General features: G+C 62.9%; 8 protein-coding genes. 5 read left to right on the forward strand and 3 right to left on the reverse strand.

Annotated elements, in window-relative coordinates:
• The first annotated feature begins 122 nt into the window (after positions 1-122).
• The 5 genes from DEVEQU_RS06320 to DEVEQU_RS06340 all read left to right on the forward strand — a co-directional run bounded on the left by DEVEQU_RS06320 (position 123) and on the right by DEVEQU_RS06340 (position 6,418).
• Positions 123-1,700 (forward strand): ABC transporter substrate-binding protein, encoded by a 1,578-nt coding sequence (locus DEVEQU_RS06320; RefSeq protein WP_126149741.1) that lies wholly within the window; start codon positions 123-125, stop codon positions 1,698-1,700.
• Between the two features lie 258 nt (positions 1,701-1,958).
• A complete protein-coding gene (locus DEVEQU_RS06325; protein ID WP_126149742.1) occupies positions 1,959-2,939 on the forward strand; it encodes an ABC transporter permease in 981 nt (326 codons plus the stop codon).
• A 4-nt stretch (positions 2,940-2,943) separates the two neighbouring features.
• Complete coding sequence (locus tag DEVEQU_RS06330) at positions 2,944-3,903, forward strand: ABC transporter permease (protein ID WP_126149743.1); 960 nt, start codon at positions 2,944-2,946, stop codon at positions 3,901-3,903.
• Positions 3,903-5,543: an ABC transporter ATP-binding protein gene (locus DEVEQU_RS06335; RefSeq protein WP_126149744.1), complete on the forward strand. Its 1,641-nt coding sequence runs from the start codon at positions 3,903-3,905 to the stop codon at positions 5,541-5,543. Before DEVEQU_RS06330 ends, DEVEQU_RS06335 begins: the two co-directional genes overlap by 1 nt.
• 149 nt (positions 5,544-5,692) lie before the next feature.
• Complete coding sequence (locus tag DEVEQU_RS06340) at positions 5,693-6,418, forward strand: SIMPL domain-containing protein (protein WP_164550289.1); 726 nt, start codon at positions 5,693-5,695, stop codon at positions 6,416-6,418.
• 18 nt (positions 6,419-6,436) lie between these two features.
• On the opposite strand, the gene DEVEQU_RS06345 is transcribed toward DEVEQU_RS06340, so the two are convergent.
• The 3 genes from DEVEQU_RS06345 to scpA all read right to left on the reverse strand — a co-directional run bounded on the left by DEVEQU_RS06345 (position 6,437) and on the right by scpA (position 11,765).
• Positions 6,437-9,100 carry a bifunctional diguanylate cyclase/phosphodiesterase gene (locus DEVEQU_RS06345; RefSeq protein ID WP_206437798.1) on the reverse strand — a complete coding sequence of 888 codons (2,664 nt, stop codon included), beginning with the start codon at positions 9,098-9,100 and terminating at the stop codon, positions 6,437-6,439.
• Between the two features lie 143 nt (positions 9,101-9,243).
• Positions 9,244-9,654 (reverse strand): methylmalonyl-CoA epimerase, encoded by a 411-nt coding sequence (mce, locus tag DEVEQU_RS06350; RefSeq protein WP_126149746.1) that lies wholly within the window; start codon positions 9,652-9,654, stop codon positions 9,244-9,246.
• A complete protein-coding gene (scpA, locus tag DEVEQU_RS06355) occupies positions 9,651-11,765 on the reverse strand; it encodes a methylmalonyl-CoA mutase (RefSeq protein ID WP_126149747.1) in 2,115 nt (704 codons plus the stop codon). The genes mce and scpA overlap by 4 nt, the downstream gene beginning before the upstream one ends.
• Positions 11,766-11,860 lie beyond the last annotated feature (95 nt).

The raw sequence follows: 11,860 nt of genomic DNA on the forward strand, positions 1-11,860 counted from the left end.
CAAGATTGACCAAATGGTCAACAACCCCCATTGCGCTCCCCGGGATTCTACGCTTTTGTGTCGCCCAAGCCTCCGGCGCCACGGCGTTGAGAAGGCGTTTATCAAGGAACGGGAGACTATTCATGCACTCATCACTGACCCGTATCGCGGCGGTACTCATTGCCTCCACGATGCTCGCCGGTGTTGCCAATGCCGAGACGATCCGCTGGGCGCGCTCTTCTGACGCGCTGACGCTGGATCCGCACTCGCAGAACCAGGGCAATACCCATACTCTCGCTCACCACATCTACGAAACGCTGATCGGCCGCGACAATGACGGTACGCTGACGCCGCGCCTGGCCACCGAATGGGCCCTCAAGGAAGGCGATCCGACCGTCTGGGTGTTCAAGCTGCGTGAAGGCGTGAAATTCCACAACGGCAACGACTTTACCGCCGAGGACGTGGTCTATTCCATCGAGCGCGCCAAGTCCGAATTCTCCAACATGAAGCAGCTGCACGCCGAAGTGCAGTCGGTGAGCGCCGTCGACGACTACACCGTCGAGTTCCAGATGACCGGCCCGGCCCTCATCTACCCGAACAACCTCACCAATACCTTCATCATGGACAAGACCTGGTCGGACGAGCACGATCTCGCAACCGTTCAGGATTTCGCCTCCGGCGCCACCAACTATGCCGTGCTCAACACCAATGGCACCGGCCCCTATACCCTGGTCTCCCGCGAAGTCGATGTGAAGACCACCCTGGCCTATAATGATGGCTGGTGGGGCGAAAAGCCCGAAGTCACCGATATCGAATATCTCACCATTGCCGACGCCCAGACCCGTATCTCGGCCCTGCTTTCGGGCGAGATCGACATCGTCCAGGACGTGCCGCCCCAGGATATCCAGCGCCTGAGCAGCACCGCCGGCTTCAAGGTCGAAACCGGCCCGGAAAACCGCTTCATCTATTTCGGCTACAAGTTCGGCGATGAGCCGCTGAAGTCGTCCAACATCACCGACTCCAACCCCTTCAACAACCCGAAGGTTCGCGAAGCCATGGAGCTGGTGCTCGATCGCGACGCGATCAAGCAGGTGGTGATGCGCGGCCAGTCGATCCCGACCGGTATCCCCAACCCGCCCTTCGTGCGCGGCTGGACCGAAGAGCTCGACGCCTATCCGGCCCCGGACGTGGAAAAGGCCAAGGCGCTGATGGCCGAAGCCGGCTACCCGAACGGTTTCTCGGTCACCCTCGACACCCCGAACAACCGCTATGTCAATGACGAGGCGATCTCCACCGCCTATGTCGGCATGCTCGGCCAGATCGGCATCAACGTCACCCTGGCCTCGCGCCCGGTTGCCGAACACTCCCCGATCATCCTGGCCAACCAGTCCGATTTCTATCTGCTCGGCTGGGGTGTGCCCACCTTTGACTCGGCCTATGTGTTCAACGACCTGATCCACTCCAAGACCGAGCTGCACGGCACCTATAACGTCGGCCTCTATTCCAACCCGGAACTGGACGAAAAGATCATCGCCCTTGGCACCATGGACGACATGGATGCCCGCGATGCCCTGGTCAACGAGATCTGGGAAGTGGTGAAGGCCGACCGGGTGCTGCTGCCGATCCACAATCAGGTGCTGGCCTATGCCATGCGTGAAGGCGTGACGCTGCCGGTTCAGCCGGAAAACCAGCCGAGCATGACCACGGTCACCTTCCAGTAAGTCCCGTCAATCCCGAGCCGCCGCGCGGAGTATTCTCCCGCGGCGGCTCCCGTTGAGGGTTGTGTTTGCTTTGGACGCTTCCGCATGCGCGGAGGCCGCAGCTTCGCTCTTCCTGCCCCCTCGCGGGGAAGGGCCGGGGTGGGGGGAGGTCAGTGGTGCACTGATGGACCCCAACCTCAATCCCATCCTCAAGCGGGCGGGAGGCGAAAGCGCGATCGATCTGTCCAAAGTGAACCCTGCCCGTTTTGAGGGGGCAAAATGCTCGCTTTCATCGCTCGACGGCTGGTTCAGTCCGTCATCGTCATGCTCGTCGTGGCGTTCATTGCCTTTCTCGTGTTCCGCTATGTCGGTGATCCCCTTGCCGCCCTGCTCAGCCAGGACGCCAAGCAGGCCGACTACGACGCCGCCCGCGAGCGGCTGGGGCTCGATCAGCCCTTCTACGTCCAGTTCTATTATTTCGTGCTCAATGCCCTGCAGGGCAATTTCGGCATTTCCTATCGCCTGCAGCAGCCGGTCAGCCAGCTCATCCTCGAGCGCCTGCCCGCCACCATCGAGCTCGCCTTCGCCTCCGCCACGATCGCGCTGGTGTTCGGCGTCCTTCTCGGCATCTACACCGCGCTGCGGCCGCGCGCTGTCTCCACCGGGGTGATCATGACGGCCTCGCTGGTCGGGGTGTCGCTGCCCACCTTCCTCATCGGCATCGGGCTTATCTACGTCTTTGCCGTCGAGCTCAAATGGTTGCCGTCCTTCGGGCGGGGCGAGGTGGTGCAGATCGGCTGGTGGCGCACGGGCCTGTTGACCCAGTCGGGCCTGCGTTCGCTGGTCCTGCCGGCCATCACCCTGTCGCTGTTCCAGCTCACGCTGATCATGCGCCTGGTGCGGGCCGAAATGCTCGAAGTGCTGCGCACCGACTATATCCGCTTCGCCAAGGCGCGCGGCCTCTCCCAGCGGGCCATCAATTTCGGCCATGCCCTCAAGAACACCATGGTCCCCGTGATCACCATTACCGGCCTGCAGCTCGGTTCGGTCATCGCCTTCGCCATCATCACCGAAACGGTGTTCCAGTGGCCGGGCGTCGGTTCGCTCTTCGTCAATTCGGTCGCCGCCGTCGACGTGCCTGTCATGGCCGCCTACCTGGTCTTTGTTGCCCTGGTCTTCGTGGTCATCAATCTTATCGTCGACATCCTCTATTTCATCGTCGATCCGCGCCTGCGCGACGGCGCCAAGACCGGGAGGTAGATCCATGACCGACCTGCCCCATTCGCCGGAACAGCCGGTACCGCCTGCCAAGACCTCGCGCTGGAGGACCTTTCTCAAGTCCGACATCGTCTGGTCCTATCGCCATTCCCCCGTCACCATCGTCGCCTCCATCGTGGCGCTGCTGCTGATCCTGATGGCGGTGTTCGCGCCGCTCCTGGCGCCCTACAATCCGTTCAATCCGGCCACGCTCAACCTCATGGACGGGTTTACTCCGCCCAATTCCACCTCCATGTCCGGCAAGTATTTCGCCCTCGGCACCGACAGCCAGGGTCGCGACATGCTGTCGACCATCATGTATGGCAGCCGCGTCTCGCTCTTCGTGGGCTTCATGGCGACACTCTTCGCCATGGTCATGGGCGTGGGTCTGGGCCTGGTCTCCGGCTATCTCGGCGGCGCGGTGGATGCCATCATCATGCGCATCACCGACGTGCAACTGAGCTTTCCCGCCATTCTGATCGCGCTGCTGATCTTCGGCGTGGCGCGCGGCATCATCCCGCCCAACCAGCAGGAAGGCGCTGCCGTCTGGGTGCTGATCGTCGCCATCGGTCTGGCCAACTGGGCCCAGTTCGCCCGCACGGTCCGCGGCGCCACCATGGTGGAACGGCAGAAGGATTATGTGGCCGCCGCCCGCATCCTGGGCGTCAATCCCTTCATCATCCTCTTGCGCCACATCCTGCCCAATGTCACCGGCCCGGTTCTGGTCATCGGCACCATCAGTCTGGCGCTCGCCGTGATCGAGGAAGCCACGCTCTCCTATCTGGGCGTCGGTGTGCCCCCGACCCAGCCCTCGCTTGGAACGCTGATCCGTATCGGCCAGCAATTCATGTTCTCGGGCGAATGGTGGATCATCCTCTTTCCGGCCATCACCCTCATCCTGCTCGCTCTCTCGGTCAACCTTCTGGGTGACTGGCTGCGCGATGCCCTCAACCCGAAGTTGCGCTGATGACCGAGCCCGTATTGTCCATCAAGGACCTCGTCGTCGAGTTCCCCTTCCGCGACGACGTCTTCACCGCCGTCAATGGCGTCTCCTTCGACATCATGCCCGGCGAAGTCGTCGGCGTGGTGGGGGAGTCGGGCGCCGGCAAGTCCATGACCGGTTCGGCCGTCATCGGCCTCATCGATCGCCCCGGTCACATTGCCGGTGGCGAAATCCGCCTCAAGGGCGAGCGCATCGACAACCTGCCCGAAGATCAGCGTGCCAAATTGCGCGGCAAGCGCATCGGCATGGTGTTCCAGGACCCGCTGACCAGTCTCAACCCGCTTTATACGGTGGGCGAGCAGCTGGTCGAAACCATACGCACCCATCTGCCGCTCTCCGAAGCCGAAGCGCGGCAGAAGGCCATCGACCTTCTGGCCGAAACCGGCATTCCCAAGGCCGCCGAGCGCATCGATAGCTATCCGCACCAGTTCTCGGGCGGCATGCGCCAGCGCGTCGTCATCGCCCTCGCTTTGGCGGCGGAGCCGGAACTGATCGTGGCCGATGAACCGACATCGGCGCTCGACGTCTCGGTGCAGGCCCAGATCATCAAGGTGCTCAAAAAACTCTGCGCCAGCCGTGGTGCGGCCGTCATGCTCATCACCCACGATATGGGCGTCATCGCCCAGACCGCGGACCGCATGGTGGTGATGCATCAGGGCAAGGTGGTGGAAACCGGCACGGTGGGCGACATTATCCGCCGCCCGCGCGAGCCCTATACGATCAAGCTGATCGACTCGATCCCCACCATCCAGCGCAAGGATGGCGAGGTCTCCGCCAGCCATCCCGCCAATGACGATAGCGCCTATGTGCAGGTGCGCAATCTGGTGCGCGATTTCGAGATCGGTGGCGGTGGCTTCATGTCGCTGCTGCCCGGCAAGACCCAGATGTTCCGGGCCGTGGACAATGTCAGCTTCTCCATTCCGCGCGGCGAGACCTTTGGCCTGGTTGGCGAATCCGGTTCGGGCAAGTCCACCTGCGCCAAGATGATCGTGGGCCTCGTGCGCCCAACCTCGGGCCATATCCTGGTCGATGGCCACGACATCTGGGCAGGGGGGCAGGGCCATCAGGAACGCCGTAAGCGCGTGCAGATGATCTTCCAGGACCCCTATGCCAGCCTCAATCCGCGCTGGCGGGTCGCCGACATCATCGCCGAGCCGATGCGCACGCTGGGCATTGCCCGCAATCGCACCGAAGTCGATGACCGCGTGGCCGAGCTTTTGCGCCGCGTCCGGCTCGACCCGTCGGTCATGCGGAAATTCCCGCATGAATTCTCCGGCGGCCAGCGTCAGCGCATCGCCATTGCCCGCGCCCTCTCCAGCCAGCCCGAATTCATCGTCTGCGACGAACCGACTTCGGCACTGGACGTCTCGGTTCAGGCCCAGGTGCTCGATCTGATGAGCGAATTGCAGGCCGAGTTCGGCCTCACCTATCTCCTCATCAGCCACAATCTGGCAGTGGTGCGGCAGATGTCGACCGCGGTCGGCGTGCTGCACAATGGCGTCCTGGTCGAGAACGGTCCCACCGACGCCATTTTCGACAATCCGCAGGCCGACTATACCCGCATGCTGCTTGATGCGGTGCCCGACATTTCCAAGGTGGCCTGAGACAAAACGGCGGGTGCCCGGCACCCGCCGCCTTTCCGTTCAGAATCCGTTCATATCGCGGTCAGACTAGGGCCTGCACCTGCCTTCGTTGCGCCATGATCGCCATGCTTCTATGCTTTGCGCAGGGGGCACTGCGAGAGGGCAAGATCATGAAATTCGTCGGAATTGTTGCAGCGCTTTTCGTTGCGGCGGGCATCGCCTTGGCGGGCTGGTTCGTCGGCACGTCACTGGTGGAGAGCCGCCAGCCGCTGCGTGTCGTCACCGTAAAAGGCCTCAGCGAGCGCGCCGTCCAGGCCGATCTCGGCTTCTGGCCGATCCGCTTCGTCGCCACCGGTCCCACCCTGGAAGCTGCGCGCGAAGGTCTTGAAAATTCAGAACAATCCGTGCGCGGATTCCTGTCCCAGCGCGGCTTTGTCGACAGCGAAATCCAGGTCCAGAACGTCATGGTGGAGGATCGCGCCGCCGGTTACAATGCCGGCTCCACCCCCGATGAATATCGCTTCGTGCTGACCGAGGACATGCTTGTGACCACCGACAAGGTCACCGAACTGGCCGATGCCAGCCGCTCGGTCGCCGACCTCCTTCGTCAGGGCGTGGTCTTCTCCGCCGACAGCTACAGCGCCGGCGCCTCCTTCGTCTTCACCGGCATCAACGACCTCAAGAGCGAAATGCTCACCGAAGCCACCCAGCGCGCCCGCGAAACCGCCGAGCAGTTCGCCACCGAATCCGGCGCCAAGGTCGGCGCCATACAGACCGCCAATCAGGGTGTGTTCGAAATCCTGCCGGCCGTCGAAATCCCCAATGACCGGCCGGAAAAGCAGATCGACAAGAAGGTGCGTGTGGTTTCTACGATCACCTATTTCCTTGTAGATTAAGCACTTTCTGGCGCTGCGCTAAGCGGTGCGGCGCCAGGCCTGCACGCCGATGAAAGCCTCCAGTTGCGTCCGGTCCATGGGCCGGGCGAAGGCATAGCCCTGCAGGATGTCGCAGCCCAGGTCGCGCAATATGGCGGCGTGCTCCATGGTCTCGACCCCCTCGGCGACGATCTCGATATCCATCGACTTCCCGATATCCACGATCGAGGACACAAGCCGCCGCTGTGCCGGCTGCTCGATAATCGGCGCCACTAGTTGCTTGTCGATCTTCAGCCGCGCCGGATGCAGCTTCTGCAGCGAGACGATTGACGCATAGCCGGTGCCGAAATCGTCGATCTCGACATCGATGCCAAGTTCCTTGATGTGCTCGATGTTCCAGCTGACCACGCCGTCATTTTCGTCGAGATAGATGGACTCGACCAATTCGAAGGCGATGCGGCCAGGCGCGATGTTCATTTCGCGCAGGCTGGCGATCAGCCGATCGTCATGCAGTCGCCGCAGCGACACATTGACCGACACCCGCGGCACCTTGATCCCCGCGCGGTCCCAATGGGCCAGGTCGCGCAGCGCCTGGTCGAGCACGATCCGGTCGATAGTGCTGACCACATTGAGCTCCTCGGCCACGTCGAGGAAATAGTCCGGGGTCTTGAGCCCCTCAGTGGGGTGCTGCCAGCGCGCCAGCGCCTCCACCCCGACCAGATCATAGGTCCTGGCGTCGAATTGCGGTTGATAGTGGGCGATGAAGGCGTCGGTTTCCAGCCCCACCAGAATATCGTCGGCGATGCGCTTGTTGCCGATGACTTCGGCCTGCAAGGCTTCAGAGAAAAACTCGTAGCGGTTGCGCCCCCGCGCCTTGGCCCGGTAGAGCGCGATATCGGCATTGATCAGCAATTGCTTGACGTCGATATCCGGTCCCTGCACCGCCGCCACCCCGACACTGACCCCGAAGCGGCACTCATGCCCTTCGTGCATTGCCGGCTTGCGCATTTCGGTCACGATGCGACCGGCCAGAAGGCTGAGGGGCTGGTCGTCCATGCCGGCGGTCGAGACGATGACGAACTCGTCCCCGCCAATGCGGGCGACGAAATCGGTGCTGCGACAATGGGCTTTCAGCACCTGGCTGGCATGGATCAGCATGGCATCGCCTGCCGCATGGCCCAGCGTATCGTTGATCTGCTTAAAGCGGTCGAGGTCGATATGCAGCAGGGCAATGCCTCCGCTGCCCAGATAGCCATGTGCCGCGTTGCGCCGCAGCACTTCGTCGAGATAGCGCCGGTTCGGCAGCCCCGTCAGACTGTCATGCAAGGCATTGAACTCGATGCGCACGCGCGCCGCTTCCAGCTCGGCATTGCGCGCTTCGGTGATCTGCTTGGCGTGGTGCAGATCTTCGTTGCGGGCCACGTCCTCGGTAACGTCCCAATTGGCGCCGATGACACGGCTGACATCGTCGTCCTCGCGGTAGAGCACCCCCATGGACCGCACATGATGGATCGAGCCGTCTGGCCAGATCACCCGGTACTGCGATTCATAGCGGCCACTGCCGATCATGCGTGCGAATTCCTCTTCGGCGCGCTCGCGATCATCGGGGTGGATGGCCGCCAGCCAATGCTCGTGGCGGCGCGCCGCGCGGTCGTCAGGCAGGCCATAGATCTCATTGGTGCGGCCGTCCCAGTTCTCCTCCCCGGTCGCCATATTGAGATCCCAGACGCCGACCTTGGATACATGCAGCGCCAGGTTGAGGCGCCGGGTCAACCGCACCAGCTCGGTCTCGCGCGCACGCAACTCCCCGATATGCACATGCTTGTCGGCAGCCATGGCAGACGCCATGAAAATGGCGAGCATGATGAGCCCCCCGCCGGCGAACAGGGCGGCCCGCTGCAGGCCAAGCGATGCCGGATCGGGCGCCCAGCCCGACTTGGGCACCGCGGTCAACTGCCAGGTGCCGGAGGGCAGCACCACACTTGCCATGACTGGATTGAGCGCGCTGAGGTCCGGCCCGTAGAAGCGGTCGCCCGTGGCGCCTTTGCCATCGCGGCCGGTAATGGCGACCTGCAGCTTGAGGTCGGGGTCGCTGAGGCCGCTGGCAGCATAGAGCCGATCCACATCGACCACCGCCGAGACCACGCCCCAGAAGCGGCGGGCTGTATCATCCCCGGCATAGACCGGGAAACGACCGACGAGGCCAGTGCCGCCCTGTACCAGCTCGATCGGGCCGGCCATGCTGAGCTTGCCGGTTCGCCTCACCCGCTCCACCGCCTCCCATTGCTGTGGAGAGCGGCGATAATCGAGGCCGATGGCGGCCTCATTGCCGGCCAGGGGATAGGTCATGCGAATGACGAGGTCGGGCGCGGCTGCAACCGAGCGGAGCTGGCTGTCATCGGAAAAGATGTTCTTGACCAGCGCGTCATAGCGCGCCTGGTCCATGTCAGGCTCGGTCGAGATTGTGGCGACGAGGCCCCGCACGAGCTGGATATTGCTCGAAATATTGCCTTCAAGCTTGGCCCGGATCACCGAGAGTTCGGCCAGAACATCCGAGCGGATACGGGCTTCTGAAATCTGCTGGCTCTGCCGGTCGATGAACAGGCCAACCACGATCACCGTGATCATGGCGATGAGGGTGGGTACGGCAATGGTACGCCGCCTGTCCCTGTCCTGTTGCCGCAATGCTCGATATGCCGACATGCCGTCCATCGTAATTGCGTCAACCCACGCGCGAAATCCCAGACTAGACCCGGCGCATTGATGATTGTCTTACTCAGCGGTGGAAATGTAGGCGTGGTAAAATTTGTCCAAATTCGGTTTCGACAAGTGTTGCCGTGGCCGGCTCAGCCACGAACTTCTTCGAGTTCGATCAGCGCGCCATGGAAATCCTTGGGATGCAGGAAAACCACTGGATTGCCGTGGGCACCGATCCTCGCGCGCCCGTCACCAAGCACCCGCGCACCAGTGGCCTGCAATTGCTCAACCGCCTGGGCGATATCCCCCACCTCAAAGCAAAGGTGGTGTACCCCGCCGGCCGGGTTCTTCGCGATAAACCCAGCAATGGGCGAGTTTTCGCCCAGGGCCTCGAGCAGCTCGATCTTGGAATTGCCAGTGTCGATGAAGACGACGGTGACGCCATGCTCGGGCAGCGCCTGCGGTGCCCCGACATTGGCGCCCAGCTGTTCGCGATATTTCGCCGAAGCTGCCGCCAGATCAGGCACCGCAATGGCGACATGGTTGAGACGGCCGATCATCGGTTGGACAACCTTCCTTCGATTTCGTTGAGCACCGAGAAGGCGGCGTCGAGCACATTGGTGCCGGGTCCGAAAATGCCTGCGACGCCGGCATCGTAGAGGAAGTCATAGTCCTGCTCGGGAATGACGCCCCCAACCACCACGGTGACATCGCCCAGTTCGCGGTCGCGCAGCGCCCCGATCAACTCGGGCACCAGCGTCTTGTGGCCCGCCGCCAGCGAGGACACGCCCACCGCATCGACCTTGAGCTGGTCAACATGGGCTGCCACCTCAGGCGCGGTTTCGAAGAGGTCGCCCATATGGGTGACGAAGCCCATATCCGCAAAAGCCGAGGCGATGATCTTGGCGCCACGGTCATGCCCGTCCTGGCCCATCTTGGCGATGAAGATCGAGGGTGCCCGGCCGCGCGCCGTCTTGAACGCGGCAATGCGGTCCTGCACCGATTTGAGCTGCGGATCGTCGCCATAGCCGCCGGCATAGACGCCCGAAATCACCCGGGTGATGGCGCGATGACGGCCGAACACGTCTTCCATGGCCGACGAAATCTCGCCGAGCGTGGCCCGCGCCCGCGCCGCCTCGATGGCGGCTTCAAGCAGATTGCCCTCGTCCTTGGCGGCGAATTCTCGCAAGGCGGCGAGCATGGATTGGCACTTCTCCTCGTCGCGGCTGGCGCGAATGCGCTGCAATTGCGCGATCTGCTCGCTGCGCACCTTGGCATTGTCGATCTCGCGCACCTCGATCTCGTCTTCGGTGTCGAGCCGATAGCGATTGACACCGACAATGACGTCGTCGCCGCGATCGACCCGCGCCTGGCGCAGGGCGGCGGCTTCCTCGATGGCCAGCTTCGGGCCACCCGACTGCACGAAGGCGGTCATGCCGCCCTGGGCTTCTGCCCCGGCGATCAGGTCGCGCGCGCCCGCGACCAGCGCGTCGGTCAACGCTTCGACATAGTAGGAGCCGCCCAGCGGATCGACCACGTCGGTGATGCGGCTTTCGTGCTGCAGGATCAGCTGCGTATTGCGGGCAATGCGGCTCGAAAATTCCGTCGGCAGCGCAATGGCTTCATCGAAACTATTGGTGTGCAGGCTCTGCGTCCCCCCCAAGGTCGCCGCCAGTGCTTCGATCGTGGTGCGCACGATATTGTTGTGCGGGTCCTGCTCGGTCAGCGATACGCCCGAGGTCTGGCAATGGGTGCGCAGCATTTTCGAACGCGGGTCCTTGGCGCCGAGATCGGTCATGATCTGGCTCCAGAGTTTTCGCGCCGCGCGCAACTTGGCGACTTCGAGGAAGAAGTTCATGCCAATGCCGAAAAAGAAACTCAGCCGCCCGGCAAAGGCGTCGATATCGAGCCCCTTGGCCTTGGCGGCGCGGACATATTCCATGCCGTCGGCCAGCGTATAGGCCAGCTCCTGCACCGCCGTCGCCCCGGCCTCGTGCATGTGATAGCCCGAGATCGAGATGGAATTGAATTTGGGCATGTGCTGGGCGGTGTGGGCAATGATATCGCCGACGATCCGCATCGAGGGTTCGGGCGGGTAGATATAGGTGTTGCGGACCATGAACTCCTTGAGGATGTCGTTCTGGATGGTCCCTTCGAGCTGCTCCTGACGAACACCTTGCTCCTCGGCGGCAACGATGAACATCGCCAGCACCGGAATGACGGCGCCATTCATGGTCATGGACACGCTCATCTGGTCGAGCGGAATGCCGTCGAACAAGACCTTCATGTCCTCGACCGAGTCGATGGCGACGCCGGCCTTCCCCACATCGCCGACGACGCGTGGATGGTCGCTGTCATAGCCGCGATGGGTCGCGAGATCGAAGGCGACCGAGAGGCCCTTCTGCCCATTTTGCAGCGCCTGTCGATAGAAGGCGTTGGATTCGCGCGCCGTCGAGAAGCCGGCATATTGGCGGATGGTCCAGGGGCGGTTGGCATACATGGTCGCCCGCACGCCGCGGGTGAACGGCTCGACGCCGGGAATTTCGCCATCCTCGCCCAGATAGACCGGGTTGACGGGTATGCCGCCATAGTCGCGGTTGAGCGATGATAGGGGCGTCTCGCGCAGCTCATTCTGGGCGAGCCTGGCCCATTTTTCGTGGTTATCGGACATTCTGTCCCCCCACTATCGACCATTCAGCCAGCAGCTCCCTCCCCCCGGGGGCTGGCGCTTGGGCGCAGCGGGCGCTGCCGGCGACGCCGGGCGGG

This window comes from Devosia equisanguinis (assembly GCF_900631955.1).
Taxonomy (GTDB): Bacteria; Pseudomonadota; Alphaproteobacteria; order Rhizobiales; family Devosiaceae; genus Devosia; species Devosia equisanguinis.

Excerpts from the sequence above, each read along its gene's own strand:
- DEVEQU_RS06320 (WP_126149741.1), top strand. The coding sequence starts at position 123 with ATGCACTCATCACTGACCCGTATCGCGGCGGTACTCATTGCCTCCACG.
- DEVEQU_RS06325 (WP_126149742.1), top strand. The coding sequence starts at position 1,959 with ATGCTCGCTTTCATCGCTCGACGGCTGGTTCAGTCCGTCATCGTCATG.
- DEVEQU_RS06330 (WP_126149743.1), top strand. The coding sequence starts at position 2,944 with ATGACCGACCTGCCCCATTCGCCGGAACAGCCGGTACCGCCTGCCAAG.
- DEVEQU_RS06335 (WP_126149744.1), top strand. The coding sequence starts at position 3,903 with ATGACCGAGCCCGTATTGTCCATCAAGGACCTCGTCGTCGAGTTCCCC.
- DEVEQU_RS06340 (WP_164550289.1), top strand. The coding sequence starts at position 5,693 with ATGAAATTCGTCGGAATTGTTGCAGCGCTTTTCGTTGCGGCGGGCATC.
- DEVEQU_RS06345 (WP_206437798.1), bottom strand. The coding sequence starts at position 9,100 with ATGTCGGCATATCGAGCATTGCGGCAACAGGACAGGGACAGGCGGCGT.
- mce (WP_126149746.1), bottom strand. The coding sequence starts at position 9,654 with ATGATCGGCCGTCTCAACCATGTCGCCATTGCGGTGCCTGATCTGGCG.
- scpA (WP_126149747.1), bottom strand. The coding sequence starts at position 11,765 with ATGTCCGATAACCACGAAAAATGGGCCAGGCTCGCCCAGAATGAGCTG.